General features: G+C 65.3%; 15 protein-coding genes. 10 read left to right on the forward strand and 5 right to left on the reverse strand.

The features are described from left to right. Window positions 1-79: 79 nt before the first annotated feature. Window positions 80-1,219: a carboxylate-amine ligase gene (locus DM872_RS09225; RefSeq protein ID WP_179059188.1), complete on the forward strand. Its 1,140-nt coding sequence runs from the start codon at window positions 80-82 to the stop codon at window positions 1,217-1,219. 7 nt (window positions 1,220-1,226) lie between these two features. Here the strand turns inward: DM872_RS09225 and DM872_RS09230 are convergent, their stop codons facing one another. Continuing rightward, a complete protein-coding gene (locus DM872_RS09230) occupies window positions 1,227-1,913 on the reverse strand; it encodes an RES family NAD+ phosphorylase (protein WP_179059189.1) in 687 nt (228 codons plus the stop codon). Then, window positions 1,913-2,314 carry an MbcA/ParS/Xre antitoxin family protein gene (locus tag DM872_RS09235; RefSeq protein WP_179059190.1) on the reverse strand — a complete coding sequence of 134 codons (402 nt, stop codon included), beginning with the start codon at window positions 2,312-2,314 and terminating at the stop codon, window positions 1,913-1,915. Before DM872_RS09235 ends, DM872_RS09230 begins: the two co-directional genes overlap by 1 nt. A gap of 215 nt (window positions 2,315-2,529) precedes the next feature. Between DM872_RS09235 and DM872_RS09240 the strand changes: the two genes are divergently transcribed. The 4 genes from DM872_RS09240 to DM872_RS09255 all read left to right on the forward strand — a co-directional run bounded on the left by DM872_RS09240 (window position 2,530) and on the right by DM872_RS09255 (window position 8,414). Then, window positions 2,530-3,120: a TetR/AcrR family transcriptional regulator gene (locus DM872_RS09240; protein WP_179059191.1), complete on the forward strand. Its 591-nt coding sequence runs from the start codon at window positions 2,530-2,532 to the stop codon at window positions 3,118-3,120. Window positions 3,121-3,343: 223 nt separating this feature from the next. Beyond that, window positions 3,344-4,630, forward strand: a complete 1,287-nt coding sequence (locus DM872_RS09245) for a PepSY-associated TM helix domain-containing protein (RefSeq protein WP_179059192.1) — start codon at window positions 3,344-3,346, stop codon at window positions 4,628-4,630. 194 nt (window positions 4,631-4,824) lie between these two features. Next, window positions 4,825-5,346 (forward strand): gluconokinase, encoded by a 522-nt coding sequence (locus DM872_RS09250; protein WP_179059193.1) that lies wholly within the window; start codon window positions 4,825-4,827, stop codon window positions 5,344-5,346. Window positions 5,347-6,488: 1,142 nt separating this feature from the next. Continuing rightward, window positions 6,489-8,414, forward strand: coding sequence for a DEAD/DEAH box helicase (locus DM872_RS09255; protein WP_179059194.1), 1,926 nt, complete (start codon window positions 6,489-6,491; stop codon window positions 8,412-8,414). Window positions 8,415-8,518: 104 nt separating this feature from the next. On the opposite strand, the gene DM872_RS09260 is transcribed toward DM872_RS09255, so the two are convergent. Next, entirely contained in the window at window positions 8,519-9,826 is a 1,308-nt protein-coding gene (locus tag DM872_RS09260; protein ID WP_179059195.1) for an MFS transporter, read from the reverse strand. 197 nt (window positions 9,827-10,023) lie between these two features. Here DM872_RS09260 and DM872_RS09265 point away from each other — a divergent pair, with 197 nt between their 5' ends. Together DM872_RS09265 and DM872_RS09270 are read left to right on the forward strand one after the other, a co-directional pair. Beyond that, window positions 10,024-11,763 carry an IlvD/Edd family dehydratase gene (locus DM872_RS09265; protein WP_179059196.1) on the forward strand — a complete coding sequence of 580 codons (1,740 nt, stop codon included), beginning with the start codon at window positions 10,024-10,026 and terminating at the stop codon, window positions 11,761-11,763. Between the two features lie 79 nt (window positions 11,764-11,842). After that, window positions 11,843-12,565 (forward strand): FadR/GntR family transcriptional regulator, encoded by a 723-nt coding sequence (locus DM872_RS09270; protein ID WP_179059197.1) that lies wholly within the window; start codon window positions 11,843-11,845, stop codon window positions 12,563-12,565. Here DM872_RS09270 and DM872_RS09275 read toward each other — a convergent pair. Both DM872_RS09275 and DM872_RS09280 read right to left on the reverse strand, forming a co-directional pair. Further along, the gene (locus DM872_RS09275) at window positions 12,562-13,887 is read right to left on the reverse strand and encodes a sensor histidine kinase (protein WP_179059198.1); all 1,326 of its coding nucleotides are present in this window, start codon (window positions 13,885-13,887) and stop codon (window positions 12,562-12,564) included. The genes DM872_RS09270 and DM872_RS09275 overlap by 4 nt on opposite strands. Continuing rightward, entirely contained in the window at window positions 13,884-14,573 is a 690-nt protein-coding gene (locus DM872_RS09280; protein WP_179059199.1) for a response regulator transcription factor, read from the reverse strand. The genes DM872_RS09275 and DM872_RS09280 overlap by 4 nt, the downstream gene beginning before the upstream one ends. 142 nt (window positions 14,574-14,715) lie before the next feature. On the opposite strand from DM872_RS09280, the gene dsbD reads away from it, so the two are divergent. From dsbD to dsbG, 3 genes are read left to right on the forward strand one after another with little or no spacing between them, the layout of a single operon-like run. Beyond that, window positions 14,716-16,431: a protein-disulfide reductase DsbD gene (gene dsbD / locus DM872_RS09285; RefSeq protein ID WP_179059200.1), complete on the forward strand. Its 1,716-nt coding sequence runs from the start codon at window positions 14,716-14,718 to the stop codon at window positions 16,429-16,431. After that, entirely contained in the window at window positions 16,431-17,246 is an 816-nt protein-coding gene (locus DM872_RS09290) for a TlpA family protein disulfide reductase (RefSeq protein WP_179059201.1), read from the forward strand. The genes dsbD and DM872_RS09290 overlap by 1 nt, the downstream gene beginning before the upstream one ends. Further along, a complete protein-coding gene (gene dsbG, locus DM872_RS09295; protein ID WP_179059202.1) occupies window positions 17,243-18,016 on the forward strand; it encodes a thiol:disulfide interchange protein DsbG in 774 nt (257 codons plus the stop codon). The genes DM872_RS09290 and dsbG overlap by 4 nt, the downstream gene beginning before the upstream one ends. Window positions 18,017-18,116 lie beyond the last annotated feature (100 nt).

The following is an 18,116-nucleotide window of genomic DNA, read 5'->3' on the forward strand; positions in this document are numbered from 1 at the left end:
GCCCTTGCTGACAAACGGTCCTTGAAACCTCGCCCAGCCGGTACGTCACTTGCCATAAGGCACGACTGAGGCGTCTGGCATGCCCAATGATCCGCTCGCCCCTGGATTCGGCGTCGAGGAAACCTTCTTTCTGGTGGACAAGCGCAGCCGCAACCTGCCGTCGCAGCTTCCCGCCGGCTTCCTGCAGGCAGCCCGCAACACCTTCAAGGACGGCTTCAGTCAGGAGATGTTCCAGAGTCTGGTGCGACTGGACATGGTCCAACCCAGCCTGCTGGAGATTTCCGAAGCGCGCGCCTACCTGCTGGAACGTCGCACCCGCCTCGCCGGCCTTGCCGAGGAGTACCAGTTGGCGCCCATCTGCGTCGGCTCCCATCCCTTCGCCGACTGGCACGTACAGGTGCCGACGGACGACTCGCACTACCAGCCGCTCTTCGAAGACCAGCGGATGATCGCCCACCGCAGCCTGGTCGGCTGCATGCGCGTGCATGTGCTGATTCCGCCGGACATCGACCGCATCAAGGTGATGAACCGGGTCCTCGGCTGGCTCCCGCTGCTACTGGCGCTGAGCACATCTTCCCCCCTGTGGAACGGCCGACCGACCGGTTTGATGAGCTATCGCCAGGCCGTCTGTGCCGAGTGGCCGCACAGGGGCATTCCCGAACACTTCCCGGACGAGCCGGCCTTCGACGCCTACGTGCAATGGCTGATGGCAGCGGGGTCCATACGCCGCGAGAGCGACCTCGCCTGGTGCGTACGCCCATCACCACGCTTCTCCAGCCTGGAGTTCCTGGCGGCCGATGCCTGCCCCTCGGTGGAAGATGCGCTGTGCATCGTCGCCCTGTTCCGCGCACTGGTGAGCTGGGCGATGACCCAGGAGGATGGCGACCCGCAGGACTCCCAACTGCAACGCCTGGTACTCAAGGAAAACCACTGGCGCGCCATGCGCTTCGGTATCCACGGCATGTACCTGGATGCCTCGGGCGAGGCCAGCCTCTCGGCCGGTGCCTGGCTGGCGAGGGCCCATGGCTGCTTTGGCGAACTCGCCGAGTCCGAGGGAGATGGCCAGGCGTTCGTGCGTGGCCGGCATGTGCTGCGCTACGGCAGCAGCGCCGACCGTCAGCTGCACCGTTATCGCGAAGCCCTGCAGGCTGGCCTGCCGCGCCAGCAGGCGCTGGTGGCGGTGGTCGACGAACTGATCGCGGAAACGTCCGGCGGCTGAGGCGAACCTAACCGACCGGGCTCATCTTCAGCACGCAGGAAAAGCTCTGGCTGCGGCCATCCCAGATGTAGCGGAAGTGCGGCCCCTGCACCGGCAGCGTCAGCGCTGGCGGACGGAATGCCGCCACGCATTCATGACCCCGCAGGCGCACGCTGTTGTACAGCAACCCCCACTTGCCCTCGTTACGGTGCAGCCCCGCGAAGACCTGGCTGGTGGTATAGCTCGCCGGGTCGGGGTCGTGCAGCTCCGCGCGATCGCGCACGTCGAGCATCGGCTGGATCACCTTGTTGACGTAGGCGCGCAGGGTGACCTCGATGCTTTCCTCCTGGGTGGCACGCCAGAAGCGCTCCTGGTGGTAGCGGGTTTCGGCGATGGCGGCGTCGATCGAACTGGCGCAGTAGTAGACGCCGAAGCTGCCATCGGTAAAGCGGCTGCTGCGGCCGATATGGGTGAACACCGCCATCACCACGGTGGAGCCGTTGCCGCTGACCCGGTCCTCGGGAGCAACGCGGGAAATCTCCCCCACCTGGTCACGCAGGCGGTCATTGGTCATGGCCTCGATGGCGTAGGCCAGATCGAGGTCAGCGGGATCGAGGGTGTCTTCGAATACCGATATGGGTGGGAAAGCGCTATTGACCAGGCGATAGGCCTTGTTCCAGTCAGGAATCCGTTCCACCAGCAACTCCTGGGTCATCAGCCACGCACTCCATCGAGGTAACGGCGCACATCGGCCACATCCACCACCTGGCCGCCGAGCATGTAGTCCAAGGCGCTGCGACCATTGAAGGGCGCGGCACTGTTGGGCTTGTGCACCCACTCGTAGGCTCGCGCCTCCTGGTTGCTGAAGAGGATACGCAGGGACTTGTGGATGCCCATCAGGTAGGAGATGCGCTCCAGCGTGTCGTGGGGCAGGCGCACGCTGGGCAGCTTCTTGTAGCTGAAGTAGGTGGTGTTGCCGATGGAACCCAGCAGCGTGCGCTGCTGTTCCTTGCTGCAACCCCACTTGTCCATCAGGTTGAAGAAGAACTTCAGGGCCACGCGGCCGGCTTCGCCGCTCTGGAGGTCCGGAATGACATGGCTGGCGGGAATGCTCATGGCGTCTCCTGGGAGAATTGCTATGGTTTCACTCTACTCCCGATCCGAATTATTTCAAGCATTGAGTTCTGATACGTATCAATTCCCGACCGTGAATTGCAGGCCCGCGCCGATCAATGGAAAAAAACGCCAAGGTAACGGAGCGATTTCGACCTAGGCCCTGGTGCACACGCTGGCTAGAGTGCCCGGGCACGCCATTCGCGAGGGCCAACGCCATGCTCGATGCCACTACCGCCCGCCCCTCCCGCTACCTGGAAAACCGTCACCTGGCATTGGCCCTGTTCGCCGAGCAGGGCTACGGTCAGGTGAGCATGCGCGACCTGGCGGCGCACCTCGGCATCAAGGCCGGGTCCATCTACCACCATGTGGAAAGCAAGGAAGCGCTGCTCTTCGAGTTCATCGAGGAGCTCTACGAACAGCTGCTGGACAACGCCGCCCTGGCCCGCCGCCACGCCGATCCGGCCACTCGACTGTCCACGTTGATTGACGACCACCTGGCCTTGCATGAGGCGATGGGCCCGCATTTCCGCCTGGCTGAGCTGGAGTGCCGCTGCCTCTCCGGCGAGCGCCTGGAACAACTGCGTGAGCTACGCCAGGCCTACGAGCTGGCCCTGCTGGAGCCGCTGCAGCAACTGGCGGGGCAGCCCCTGGACAGCGCCGGGCGCGGCGCTGTGGCGAGCATCGTGTCCCTGCTCAATCAACTGCCGGCCTGGCTGGATGCCAGCGGCCTGCCGGGTGAACAAGGACGCGAATTGATGACACGGATGATCCTGGGGACAGTGCGCGGGGCGTTGCGCCTGCCCTGAAATCGCCCGGTGATCCAGAAGCCTTGTAGGAGCTAGCTTGCTAGCGATAAGGGCCATTCGCTGGCAAGCCAGCTCCTACGGGCGATGCAGCTGCAATGCCAATGAATTCGTCAACGAACACGCCCAATCACAGACCATCGAAACACCCCGTTACACCTCCCTTGGCGGATTCGCCGTTCTCATCCGTCCTTTCCAGACAAGCCCTGAAATTTCGGATTCCCCCATGCGTTCCTTCGCCACCCTCCTCCATCGCTGGGCCGGATTGGCCACGGCCACTTTCCTGTTCATCACCGGCCTGACCGGCGCGATCATTTCCTGGGACCACGAGCTGGATGACCTGCTCAACCCGCACCTGACCCAGGTCAGCAGCCAGGGCCCGGCCCTCGACCCGCTGGAGCTGGCGCGCCAGGTGGAAGCCCGTGATCCGCGCGCGGTGGTGACCTATGTGCCGTTGGCCCCGGAGCCCGGCGGGTCCCTGGATCTGGGCGTAACCGGCCGCGTCGATCCGACCACCGGCAAGCCGTTCGAACTTGGGTACAACCAGGTCTTCGTCGACCCGATCACCGGCGCCGAGCTGGGCAAGCGCGACTGGGGTGCCGTGTGGCCGGTGACCAGCGAAAACCTGGTGTCCTTCCTTTACGTGCTGCACTACAGCCTGCACATCCCCGAATTCTGGGGCATCGACCACTGGGGGCTATGGCTGCTGGGCATCGTCGCCATCGTCTGGACGCTGGACTGCTTCGTCGGCTTCTACCTGACCCTGCCCGCGCGACGCCGCCAGGCAGCGGCCAAGGCAGCCGGCGGCGCGTCCTGGTGGCAGCGCTGGAAGCCGGCCTGGAAAGTGCGCTGGAGCGGCGGTTCCTACAAGCTCAACTTCGACCTGCACCGCGCTTTCAGCCTCTGGACCTGGGTCCTGCTGCTGGTCCTGGCCTTCACCGCCTTCTCCCTGAACCTGTACCGGGAAGTCTTCTTCCCGATGATGCAACTGGTCACCGAAGTCACCCCCGGCGCCTTCGACAAGCGCGAGGAAACCCCGGAAGACCAGCCCATCGAACCGCGCCTGGGCTTCGCCGAAGCCATTGCCACCGCCAAGGCAGAAGCCGCGCGCCGTGGCTGGGAAGAACCCGCGGGCAGCGTGTTCTATGCCCGCCACTACGGCATCTACGGCGTCAGCTTCTACCACCCCGGCGGTGACCACGGTGATGCTGGCGTAGGCCCGGCGGCGCTCTACTTCGACGGCCAGGACGGCAGCCTGCTGGGCGACAGCCAGCCCTGGAAAGGCACCGCCGGTGACATCTTCGTCCAGGCCCAGCTGCCCCTGCATTCCGGGCGCATCCTCGGCCTGCCGGGACGCATCCTGATCTCCGCCATGGGTGTGGTGATCGCCATGCTCTCGGTCACCGGCGTGATCATCTGGTGGCGCAAGCGCGCCGCCCGCGAGCGTTCCTTGCAGAACAAGGCACAACGCCAGGCGGACGCCACCGACGGCGAAATCCTGCCCTCCAGCTGATTCCCGTGCTCCTTCAGGCCGGCTTGTTCCGGGCCGGCCTGATTGCCTACCGCAAAAACTTTTCGCGAATTCGTTCCGGTTTTTCCGGCCTCGTTCAGTGCGGATGCCGCTTCGCTGTCATCGAATCAGCTTCCTGAAACCATCTTTTCGCTGCCATTGCCTATCGTTTAAGAACCAGCAGCAGAGATGACGCGATGTACGAGCCCATAAACGCAGTGGTGATCATGGGTGTTGCCGGTAGCGGGAAGTCTGCCGTGGCCCGGGCGCTGGAGGTGCGCAGCGGGGCGCGGTTGATCGAGGGGGATGCCTTCCACCCCGACCGCAACATCCAGAAGATGAGCGCCGGCCAACCCTTGACCGACAAGGACCGCGCCAGCTGGCTGCATGCGCTCGAGAAACAGCTGAAACAGACCTACCGTGCTGGGGAGCACCCCATCCTCACCTGTTCCGCCTTGAAGCGTGCCTACCGCGATGGTCTGCGCCATGCCGTGCCGGGTCTGGCGTTCGCTTACCTGCAACTCTCCCCCACTGCCGCAGCCGAACGGATGGCGCGGCGCCAGGGACACTTCATGCCGTCGAGCCTGCTGGACAGCCAGTTCGCCGATCTGGAAGAACCGCTGGATGAGCCCCTTACCCTGGTGCTTGACGGCACCCTGTCGGTGGGCGACCTGGCCAGCGCCATCCACCAGTGGTGGCAGCATCACGCGCCGGCCTGAAGCCATTTCAGGTGTGGGGGCGATTTCAATCGCTGAGCGGACCGCAGCTTCGCCATCCGAACTTCATGGGGCGGCTGCGCCACCCTTAGCGAATAAATTCGCCCCCACAAAGAGCGGCGGCGCTGCACTGGTACTGTGGGAGCGATTTCAATCGCGATGCAGGTCGAAGACCTGCCTGGTGGCCTTTCGCGAATGAATTCGCTCCCCCAAGGAAAAGAAATCCCGCTCCAGGCACAAATCTTGTGGGGGCGATTTCAATCGCCAAGCGGATCGAAGGTTCGCCCTGTGAGCCTCAGGCGGCAGCTTCGCCGCCCTTGACGAATGAATTCGCCCCCACAAAGAGCGACGGCGCTGCACTGGTACTGTGGGAGCGATTTCAATCGCGATGCAGGTCGAAGACCTGCCTGGTGGCCCTTTCGCGAATGAATTCGCTCCCACAAGGAAAAGAAATCCCGCTCCAGGCACAAATCTTGTGGGGGCGATTTCAATCGCCAAGCGGATCGAAGGTTCGCCCTGTGAGCCTCAGGCGGCAGCTTCGCCGCCCTTGGCGAATGAATTCGCCCCCACAAAGAGCGGCGGCGCTGCACTGGTACTGTGGGAGCGATTTCAATCGATGCAGGTCGAAGACCTGCCTGGTGGCCTTTCGCGAATGAATTTGCTTCCCCAAGGAAAAGAAATCCCGCTCCAGGCACAAATCTTGTGGGGGCGATTTCAATCGCTGAGCGGACCGCAGGTTCGCCCTGTGAGCCTCAGGCGGCAGCTTCGCCGCCCTTGGCGAATGAATTCGCCCCCACAAAGAGCGGCGGCGCTGCGCTGGTACTGTGGGAGCGATTTCAATCGCGATGCAGGTCGAAGACCTGCCTGGTGGCCCTTTCGCGAATGAATTCGCTCCCACAAGGAAAAGAAGTCCCGCTCCAGGCACAAATCTTGTGGGAGCGATTTCAATCGCTGAGCGGACCGCAGCTTCGCCATCCGAACTTCATGGGGCGGCTGCGCCACCCTTAGCGAATAAATTCGCCCCCACCAGGAAAAGCCCCCTATACAAGCCCCCGCCTCCACCTGAAGCCAATCCGCCATCATCCAGTCTTCACGCAAAACCGCTTAGAATTCCGCGCTTTGTCGTGGTTACAGGGATCGATCCAATGCTGTCTGCCATGAAACGCGCCCTGGCGCGTTACTTCCCGCGAACCACTGAGTACCTGCGCGCCGAGCGTGAAGCGGCTGACCAACTGCGCAAACCCACGCCTCGGGCGAAGAAATCCGCCAACACCGGCAAGACCAAGGCCGCCGGAACCAAGAGGGCCGCCGCCGGCGATGGCCCCGCAAAAGCCCACAAGCCAGTCGACGAAGGCATCTATGCCGGTGCGCGGATGAAAGTGACCGACGCGCAGGTGGAAGCCATGCGCGAACGCGTCGGCCAAGCCGTGGCCGCTGGGGTGGTCAGCCCACCGTCCGATGAGCAATGGGCGATGATCCTCAGCCGCGCCCCGCTCACCCGCATCTTCGCCGGCGCCGGTTCCGGCAAGTCCACCACCCTGGTGCTGCGGGTGGTGTTCATGCTCTGCCACATGGGTGTGGCGCCGGAGCGGCTCACCGTCATTTCCTTCACCAACGCCTCTTGCGCCCAGCTCCGCGAGCAATTGCTGAAGGTCCTGGCCTTCTGGCAGTTCCCCTTCGATGCTGCCCAGGCACGCCAGTGCGTGCGCACCTTCCACTCGGCCATGGGCACCCTCGCCAAGGAGCTGCTGGGCAACCCGCGCTGGTTCGAACAACTGGACGAGGCCGGCAGCGGTGAACTGGACAACCCGCTGCTCGCCGGTCGCCTGCGACCTGCCCAGCAGCGCCTGCTACAGCAGGCCTACCAGGATTGCTATGCGGCGAATGCCGACTTCCGTGAGCGGGTGCACAGCCTGCTGGGCTTGCCTCCCCTTCCGGCCCCGGTTGAAGGCCAGCCCCCGCAGATACCGAAGGCGCCGCTGGACGGCTTCAAGCTGGCCGGCGAGTTCACTCCGCTGCCGCTGTTCGAGGCTTTCTATATGCAGGCCGGGTTCATGGAAAGCATCGGTATCCGACTCGACCGCTTGAAACCCCGCGCCCTGGGCTGCTCTGCTCGGGAGCGCGCCTTCGTCGAAGCGCTGGTGCAGTTCTGGAAGCACTTCGAGGCCGTGCTGCAACAGCAGGGGCTGATGACCTTCAACGCCGCCTTCCAGCGTCTGGGCGAAGTGCTCACCAAGGGCAACGGCTTGCCCGGCGAGGCACTGGCGCCTTTCAGCCATCTGCTGATTGACGAATTCCAGGACATCTCGCCGCAGATCGTCCAGTGGCTACAGGCACTGCATCGCGCCCTGTCGCGCCAGGGCGAGGCGGTGAGCCTGATGGCCATCGGCGATGACTGGCAGTCCATCTACGGCTGGCGCGGCAGCTCGCCGGAGCTGTTCATGGACTTCGACAAGCACTTCCCCAGCAAGGGCAAGACGAAGAAGAGCACCGTGCTGACGCTGGAAACCAACTACCGCTCCATCGAGCCGATCCTGCGGGACGGCGAGGCGGTGCTGGAGGGTGTGGCCTTCAAGCAGGCCAAGGGCAGCAAGGCGTTCAAGGCCATGCAGCCCGGCGATCATGGTGTGAAGCTGGAATCGCGCTTCGACCTCAAGTCGCGGTTGCCCGACCTGGTAAAGGAAATCGAGGCCCAGTGCGCTCATGTGGCCGGCCGCGCGAATGCCGACCGCAATCCGGTGCTGCTGCTCTCCCGGCGCAACGAGCCGCTCCGGCAGATCCAGGCCCAGCTCGATTCGGCGCTACCGGTGCGCGCCTATAGCATCCACCGCGCCAAGGGCTTGCAGGCGGAAGTGGCGATCATCGTCGACGACTGCGCGCCGCCGGAAAAACACCCGCTGCGCAATGCGCTCTATGCCTACTCGGGATTCTTCCGCAACAGCTACGACCAGGCCATGCAGGACGAAAGCCTACGCCTGGCCTACGTGGCCATTACGCGGGGCGTGAGCCGGGTGATCTGGTACACGAACAAGGTGCAGGGGGCGGTCCAGGTGTTGGCGCGGCGGGGGTGAGGTAAGCCCATCTATGACAGGACTGCGTCCTGCTTGGCGAATGAATTCACCCCTACAGAAAGCACGAAGGCGGGCCAATGGCCCGCCTTTTTTCGCACTAGCTGTCAGGAAGGTTGTTGCTCAAGCGCACCGCTGGGGGCGGCGGCCTTCTTTTCAAGCTTCACGTAAACGAGCCAGGTCAGCAGCACGCCGCACGCCAGTACGGCGGAGAGGAAGTACAGGCCGGATGCCAGGCTGCCGGTGTACTCCTTGAGCGCACCGATGCCGAACGGGCCGATGTAGCCACCCAGGTTGCCGAACGAATTGATCAGCGCAATGCCCGCCGCCGCGCTGGCACCGGTGAGGAAGCGCCCCGGCAGTACCCAGAAGATGGCGGTGGTCGAGAACAGGCTGAAGGCGGTCATGCTCAGTGCCGCCAGCTGCAACACCGGTGAGTTCAGCCAGGCGCTGAAGAACAGGCCCAGGGCGCCCAGGATGTAGAGCACGATGAGGTGGCCGTAGCGGTCGTTGAGACGATCCGAGCTACGCGGCACCACCAGCAGCCCGATCACCCCGAACAGGTAAGGCACCGAGGTGATGAAGCCGGTGGCCAGGTCGCTTCCGCTGAACTGGTGCACCAGGGTCGGTAGCCACAGGCCCAGGCCATAAATGCTCAGGGTGCCCGGCAGATATAGCAGCGCCAGCAGCAGCACGCGGCGGTCGGTCAGGGCGCGCAGCGGGTTCTGGTGTTCGGTCTGACCGTACTCCCGGCGGTCCTTTTCAAGCTCCGTGCTCAGCCACTGGCGGTCAGCCTCGGACAGCCAGCGGGCGTCCTTCGGCGTGTCGGGCAGGTACTTCAGCGTCGGCCAGGCCAGCAGGATGGCGGGAATCCCGATCAGGATGAACAGCCATTGCCAGCCGGTCAGCCCGCCCAGGCCATTGAGGCCGAGCAAAGCTCCCGACAAGGGTCCGGTGACCATCAGCGCGATGGGCTGAGAGAGGATGAACAGGCCCAGCACCTTGCCGCGATTACGCACCGGGTACCAGCGGGTGATGTAGTACAGCACGCCCGGGAAGAAGCCCGCCTCCGCGGCCCCCAGCAGGAAGCGCATGAGGTAGAAGCTGTGGGCGCCCTGCACCAGCGACATGCCCACGGTGATCGCACCCCAGGTGATCAGGATGCGAGCGAACCAGCGTCGGGCGCCGTAGCGCTCCAGCAGCAGGTTGCTGGGGACTTCGAAGATGAAATAACCGATGAAGAACAGCCCCGCGCCAAAGCCGTAGGCCATGTCGCTGATGCCGAGGTCTGCGTTCATGTGCAGCTTGGCGAAGCCCACGGCGGAGCGGTCGATGTAGGCGACGAGGTACAGCAGGATCAGGAAGGGAATCAACCTGAGCGTGAGCGTACGAATGATCCGTGCTTCCGGATTCATGGCGGGTCTCCAGCTTGTCTTGTTTTTATGGGTCGGTTGCCTCGGTCCGGCGGGAAGATGGCAGATACCCGTCTCGTCCAAGTGAAGGAGACAATATAGTAATACTTTTTATCGAGCAACGATTTCAAAACAGCTTTTCATCAGGTAGATTCGGCAGCGCCTCTACGAAATAGTCATACAATAAGAGTGACTGCGCCATGACTGAGAAAAAACCCACGCTCCGCTCCGCCCAATGGTTTGGCACGGCCGACAAGAACGGCTTCATGTACCGCAGCTGGATGAAGAACCAGGGCATCCCGGATCACGAATTCCAGGGCAAGCCTATCATCGGCATCTGCAACACCTGGTCCGAGCTGACGCCCTGCAACGCCCACTTCCGCAAGATCGCCGAACACGTGAAGAAAGGCGTGCTGGAAGCCGGCGGCTACCCGGTGGAGTTCCCGGTGTTCTCCAGTGGCGAGTCCAACCTGCGCCCCACCGCCATGCTCACGCGCAACCTGGCCAGCATGGACGTGGAAGAAGCCATTCGCGGCAACCCGGTGGACGCCGTGGTGCTGCTGACCGGCTGCGACAAGACCACGCCGGCGCTGCTGATGGGCGCGGCCAGCTGCGATGTGCCGGCCATCGTCGTCACCGGTGGGCCGATGCTCAACGGCAAGCACAAGGGCAAGGACATCGGCGCCGGCACCATCGTCTGGCAGATGCACGAGGCCTATAAGGCCGGTGAAATCGACCTCAACGAATTCCTCTCCGCCGAGGCCGGCATGTCCCGCTCGGCGGGCACCTGCAACACCATGGGCACCGCCTCCACCATGGCCTGCATGGCCGAGGCGCTGGGCACTTCCCTGCCGCACAACGCCGCCATCCCGGCAGTGGACGCGCGCCGCTATGTGTTGGCGCACCTGTCCGGCATGCGCATCGTCGAAATGGTTGCCGAGGACCTGCGCCTGTCGAAGATCCTCACCCGCGAGGCCTTCGAGAACGCGATTCGGGTCAACGCTGCCATCGGCGGTTCCACCAATGCGGTGATCCACCTGAAGGCCATCGCCGGCCGCATCGGCGTCGAACTGGACCTGGAAGACTGGACGCGCGTCGGCAAGGGCACTCCGACCATCGTCGACCTGCAGCCTTCCGGCCGTTTCCTGATGGAAGAGTTCTATTACGCAGGCGGTTTGCCGGCGGTGATCCGTCGTCTCGGCGAAGCCAACCTGCTGCCCAACCCCCAGGCGCTCACCGCCAACGGCAAGAGCCTCTGGAACAACTGCCAGGCGGCCCCCCAGTACAACGATGAAGTGATCCGCCCGCTGGACAAGCCCCTGGTGGCCGACGGCGGCCTGTGCATCCTGCGCGGCAACCTGGCGCCCCGAGGCGCGGTGCTCAAGCCCTCCGCCGCCAGCCCGGAGCTGATGCAGCACCGTGGCCGCGCCGTGGTGTTCGAGAACTTCGACGACTACAAGGCACGCATCACCGATCCGGAGCTGGATGTCGACGAAACCTGCGTACTGGTCCTGAAGAACGCCGGGCCCAAGGGTTATCCGGGGATGGCCGAGGTGGGCAACATGGGCCTTCCCCCCAAGGTGCTGGCCAAGGGCGTCACCGACATGGTGCGGATATCCGATGCGCGGATGAGTGGCACCGCCTATGGCACCGTGGTATTGCACGTGGCGCCGGAAGCGGCCGCCGGCGGTCCCCTGGCAGCGGTACGCAATGGCGACTACATCGAACTGGACTGCGCCAGCGGCCGCCTGCACCTGGACATCAGCGACGAGGAACTCGCCGGCCGCCTGGCCGACCTGCAGCCGGATACCAGCGCGAATATCTTCAGCAGCGGCTATGCGCGGCTGTATGTGGACCACGTGCTGCAGGCCGACCAGGGCTGCGATTTCGACTTCCTCGTGGGTTGCCGAGGCGCGGCCGTGCCTCGCCATTCCCACTGAGAGCCGGGGCGCCGTTCTGGCGTCCCATCTCCCCTCGCCGTTATGATGCGCCGCATCATTTCCAAGCCGCGCGCCGCAGATGGACTACCAGACCCCCAAACCCCGCAAGAGCATGCACGCCCGCATCGTCCAAGAACTGGGCATGCACATTGTTTCCGGCCGCTTCAAATCCGAGGAAAAGCTGCCTCTGGAAGCCACGCTCTGCGAGGAATACAAAGTCAGCCGACCGGTACTTCGGGAAGCGACCCGCGTGCTCAGTGCCAAAGGGCTGGTCTATTCGAAACCACGCGTCGGCACCGTAGTACGCCCACGCAATGAATGGCATCTGCTGGACCCGGACGTCCTTTACTGGCTGGTGCAGAGCACGCCGCAGAGCGAGTTCTTCAACACCCTGGTGGCGGTGCGACGCATCCTCGAACCGGAAATCGCCGCCCTTGCCGCCACGACGGCCACCGATGACGACATCGCCGCCATCGAAGACGCTTACAAGCGCATGGAAGCCGCCCAGACCCGCGAGCAGCTGCTGCAGCCGGACCTGGATTTCCACCGCGCCATCGCTGAAGCCACCCACAACGACCTGCTCGCCTACATGTGCAACATGCTGTCGCTGCCGCTGCGCGAGTCGATCACCGTCACCAACCTGCGCCCGAACATCCAGCAACTCGCCCTGCCCCGCCACAAGGCCATCCTCACCGCGATCAAGAACCGCGACGCCCTTGGCGCCCGGCACGCGTCGCTGGTGCAGCTCGATGACACCCGCGTGGCGCTGGATACGGTGATGAACGAGCTGACGCCGCTCTAGAAAGTCGCTGGCTGCAGCCGAACCGCCAACGTCACCTTCAGGCCGTCCTCCGTACTCGCGAACTCCAGCGTGCAACCGCAGCGCTCGGCGATGGCCTGGACGATGGACAAGCCCAGTCCACTCCCGCCGCTGTCAGCGCTGCGCCAAAAACGCTGGCCCATGCGCGCCAGCTTTTCCGCCGGCAGGCCGGGTCCCCGGTCGCGCACGCTGAAGCACACCTGGTCGCCGTGCCGCTCAAGGGCCAGCTTCACCTGCGCATCGCTATGACGCAGGGCGTTCTCCAGCAGGTTGCGCAGGGCCGCCACCGCGAGCGCGATGGGAATATCCAGCGGCGCGGCAGGCAGATCATCCGGCAGCTCCAGCTCGATGCGCTCCCGCCCGCCCGGCCCGGCGTCCTCGATGGCCAGCCTGGCCGCCTCTGCGGCGCTGCACTGCAGGCCATCCTCGAAATCCAGACTGCCCTCCACCCGCGCCAGCAGCAGCAACTGCTCCAGGGTCCGCTGCAGGCGATCGGCGCCGGCTTCGGCGTTGGCCAACGCCTGGTCGACGGCCGCGCCTTGGGTCATGCGCGCCACTTGCAGGTGGGTCTTGATGGCAGTGAGGGGGCTGCGCAGCTCATGGGCCGCGTCGCCGGTGAACCGTCGCTCGCGTTCCAGTGCCTGGGCGATGCGCTGGAACAGCTGGTTCTGGGTTTCCACCAGGGGCTGCAATTCGCCGGGCAAAGCGCCTACTTGCAAGGGTTGAAGGGAGTCCGCGCTGCGCCGGGTGAGCGCTTCGCGGATGCGCTGCAGCGGCGCCAGCCCGCGTCCGAGGCCAAGCCAGAGCAGACCCAGGCTGCCCAGCAGGGCCACCACCATCGGCACCGCGGCCGCCAGCAGCACCGAGCGCCCAAGGGTAGCGCGCTCGTCCAGGCGATCGGCCGTGGTGACACGCAGTTCGCCGTGCAACAGGGTGAAGCTGCGCCAGGGCACGCCGTCGATCATCTGGTCATGAAAGCCCGCGCGCTCGGCGTCCAGCTGCTGTCCCGGCGCCGCGTGGCTGCGAGCCAGCACTTCGCCGCGCAGGGAACTGACCTGGCAGGCCATGCCATTGGGAATGCCCAGCCGCTCGGCGCTGATGGGCGTGCGCGTGCCATCGCTGGCCACGGGTTGCGGCAACTGTTCGAGCAAGCCGGCGACCATCCGCGCGGACGCCCCCAGCCGCTCGTCCAGCGAACGCATCATCTCGTTACGCAAGTCGAAGAGCATCCAGGTCGCCGCCAGGGTCCAGAGCACCACAAAGGCGGAACCCAGCATCAGGGTCAGGCGAAGGCGCAGGCTCATGGCGTCATCTCCCGTCCGCTATCGCCGCTGGCCGGGCCGAGGCGATAGCCCAGGCCGCGCACGGTCTCGACGATACCGCTGCCGAGCTTGCGGCGCAGGTGATGGATATGCACGTTCAGGGCATTGCTCTCCACATCCTCGGCAAAGCCGTAGACCGCGTCCTTGAGTTGATCGGCACTGAGCACGCGACCCGGGTTGTTCAGCAGCGCCTGCAACAGCGCCAACTCGCGCCGCGAAAGTTCCACGGGGCGACCCTCCAGCCGCGCTTCGCAACTGCTCGGGTCATAGCAAAGCGGGCCGTGTTCGATGAGGTTCACGCGGCGCCCGGACACGCGACGCATCAGCGTGTGCAGCCGCGCGGCCAGTTCGCGCAAGTCGAAAGGTTTGAGCAGGTAATCGTCGGCACCGGCCTGCAGGCCGATCACCCGGTCGCTCACCGCATCCCGTGCAGTGAGGACCAGCACCGGCAGTTCGAGCCCGCGCTGACGCAGGCGCCGCAGCAGGTCGATGCCGTCTTCGTCGGGCAGGCCGAGATCGAGGATGAGCACATCGAAGCGCGCCGCGCGCAGCATCGCTTCGGCACTGGCCGCCGTGGCAGCGTGGTCGACGGTCAGGCCCTGGGCCAGGAGGCCGGCAACGATGCCGCTGGCAATCAGGGCGTCGTCTTCGGCGAGGAGCACATGCATGGAGTCGCGTCCGCTGAAATGGGGTCGATGGTGGACCTTACCGATTAAGGCGACATTAATGCAGCCCGTGCGGCCGTTGTTAATGCCCCGTTAATGCCGCCGGCACAATCTTCCGTACACCTGAAACCGCAATGGAGCCTTCATGCGTGCCCTGATGCTCGCGCTGTTCCTGCTGTTGCCCGGCCTGGCCTCGTCGGCCGGCGGGTTGCTGGGCAATGCGCAACCCGACTTTCTCCCGGTGGACCGGGCCTTCGCCCTCAGCGTCACACCCCTGGAGAACGGCGCAACCCGGCTGCATTGGCAGATCGCGCCCGGCTACTACCTGTACAAGCAGCGCCTGCAATTCCAGGGGCTGGCCGAGACAAACCGCCCCAGCCTGCCAACCGGTGAGCCCCATAGCGACGAGTTCTTCGGCGACACCGAGGTCTATCGCCAGAGCCTGACCCTGGAGGTTCCGCCCGGAGCCGGTGAGCGCGTGCGCCTGGGCTGGCAGGGCTGCGCCGATGCCGGCCTCTGCTACCCGCCGCAAAATCGCGAGGTTGCACTGAGCGCCAGTGGTTCCAGCGAACCGGGCGCCCTTCAGGCCGACGACCAGGCCCTGGCCAGCGGCCTGCAGGAACGCTCGCTGGCATGGAGCCTGCTGCTGTTCTTCGGCCTGGGATTGCTGCTGGCCTTCACTCCCTGCTCCTTGCCGATGCTGCCGATCCTCGCCGGCATCGTAGTCGGCGGCGGCGCCTCGTCCCGTCGCGGCTTCGCGCTCGCCGGCACTTACGTGGTGACCATGGCACTGGTCTACGCCGGGCTAGGCGTAGTGGCCGCGCGGCTGGGCGCCAACCTGCAGGCAGCACTGCAACAACCCTGGCTGCTGGCGAGCTTCGCTGGGGTGTTCGTGCTGCTCGCCCTGCCCATGTTCGGGGCGTTCGAACTGCAACTGCCGACGGCCCTGCGCGATCGTCTGGAAAATGCCGGGCGCCAGCAGAAAGGCGGCAGCCTGCTGGGTGCCGGCGTGCTTGGCGTGTTGTCCGGCCTGCTGGTCGGCCCCTGCATGACCGCACCGCTGGCGGCCGCATTGCTGTACATCGCCCAGAGCGGCAGCGCGGTGCAGGGCGGCCTGGTGCTGTTCGCCCTGGGCCTGGGCATCGGCACGCCGCTGCTGTTGCTGGTGACGCTGGGCAATCGTTTCCTGCCCAAGCCCGGTGCCTGGATGGAACGGGTCAAGGGCGTGTTCGGCTTCCTCTTCCTCGCAGCGGCCCTGTTCGTCGCCAGACCGCTGTTGGCCGACAGCCTGTGGCTGGCGCTCTGGGGTGTCTGGCTGGTCAGCCTGGCCACCGCCCTCTTCCATGTCTCGCGGCTAGTCCCCGCGCGCGCCGCCGGCATGGTGCTGGGCCTGTGGGGCGTGAGCCTGCTGATTGGCGCTGCGGGTGGCGCGACGGATATCCAGCGCCCGCTGGCGGTGTATGCCGGCTCGACCAGCCCGCATACCACGTCGAGCAGCAAGGCCCACTTCAGCGACGCCGCCACCCTCGACCGTGAGCTGGCCGCCGCCAAGGCCCAGGGGCAGTGGGTGCTGGTGGACTACTACGCGGACTGGTGCGTGTCCTGCAAGGTCATGGAGAAAGAGGTGTTCGGCAACACCGAGGTGCAAGCGAGCCTTGCTGGCGTGCGAATCCTGCGCCCGGACGTGACCCGCAGTGACGCCAACAGCCGTGCCCTGCTCGACCGCTACCAGGTACTCGGCCCGCCGACGTTGCTCTGGATCGGCCCCGATGGCCAGGAACGCCGCGACGCTCGTATCACCGGTGAAGTAGACGCCCAGGCCTTCCTGAAGCGCTGGAACGCGGTTCGGGAGCGCGGCTGATGTTGACGTTGAATCTGGGTCCATTCGCCCTGGCACTGCCCCACGTGCTGATCCTTGGCAGCCTGCTACTGGCCACCCTCTGCGGCTGGTGGATCGGCCGGCGCCACGGCCACAACCCGGAGCGCTGGCTGTTCCGCCTGTTGCTGGTGGCCTTGCTGGCGGCACGACTGGCCTTCGTCATCACGTATTTCGAGCACTTCCGCGAAGAGCCCTGGCGGGTAATCGACATCCGCGACGGGGGTTTCATCGCCTGGCCCGGCGTGCTCGCCGCCCTGCTCCTGGGTGGCTGGCTGCTGTGGCGCACGCTCGCCTTGCGCAAACCGCTGGGCATCGCCATGGCGGTCGGCGTCGCGAGTTGGGGACTGGGCACCTTCACCTGGCACGCCCTGGACCGCGCCACGCGTCTGCCGGAACTGGCCCTGCTGGATATCCAGGGCCGCCCGGTGGCGCTGCAAAGCCTTGCCGGCAAGCCGCTGGTCATCAATCTCTGGGCCACCTGGTGCCCGCCCTGCCGGCGCGAGATGCCGGTGCTGGCGGCGGCCCAGGCCGCCCATCCCGACACCCTGTTCCTATTCGTCAACCAGGGCGAGGCGGCTGAAGCCGTCAGCCGCTTCCTGGATGGCCAAGGCCTGGTCCTGGACAACATCCTGCTCGACAGCGGCAACCGGCTGGGCCAGAGCGTGGGCTCCACAGCGCTGCCCACCACCCTGTTCTACGACGCCAGTGGCCGCCAGGTCGGCAGCCACCTGGGCGAACTTTCGCGGGCGAGCCTGGCGCGCGCCCTGGAATCCCTTGATAAGGACAATCAGCAATGACGCGACTCCAGCAACTCACCTGTGCGCTCGCCGGCATCGGCCTGTCGACCATCAGCACCGCCCACGCCGCCGATTGGCCGGCGCCGATCAAGGCTGTGGAGGCCCGTGGTGCCAAGGTGGTCGGCACCTTCGACGCCCCGGGTGGACTCAAGGGCTATGCCGCCCGCTACAACGGCCAGGGGATGACGCTGTATCTCACGCCCGATGGCGAGCATGTGCTGATTGGCAGCCTGCTCGACGCCCAGGGCGCAGACGTTGGCCAACAGGCGCTGGAGCAATACGTGTTCGCGCCCATGGGCAAGGAAATGTGGGAGCGGATGGAAAAGAGCGCCTGGATCGCCGACGGCAGCCCCAAGGCGCCACGCATCGTCTACCTGTTCAGCGACCCCAACTGCCCCTACTGCAACCTGTTCTGGCAACAGGCGCGGCCCTGGGTCGAGAGCGGCAAAGTGCAGTTGCGCCACATCATGGTCGGCATGCTGCGCCCGGACAGTCCAGGCAAGGCCGCCGCCCTGCTCGGCGCCAAGGACCCGCAGGCCGCCCTCAACGCGCACGAAGCAGCCGGCAAGGGCAGTACCCTCAAAGCGGCGGACAAGGTGCCTGGCGAAATCCGCAAGAACCTCGCGGAGAATCTCGACCTGATGGGCGAAATGGGTGCCCAGGCGACGCCGTCCGTGTTCTACCTGGATGACAAGGGCCGTCTGCAGCAACAGCAGGGCGTGCCGCAGCCCGATGTCATGGCGAGGATCATGGGCTCCCAGGCGGAGTGATGCTTTCGAGGGCCCTGGCAGTGCCCTCATCCCCCCACCGGCGCAGTGTAGGAGCTAGCTTGCTAGCGAAACGGGGCCATTCGCTGGCAAGCCAGCTCCT

This window comes from Pseudomonas taiwanensis, assembly GCF_013393345.1.
In the GTDB taxonomy this organism is placed as follows: domain Bacteria; phylum Pseudomonadota; class Gammaproteobacteria; order Pseudomonadales; family Pseudomonadaceae; genus Metapseudomonas; species Metapseudomonas resinovorans_C.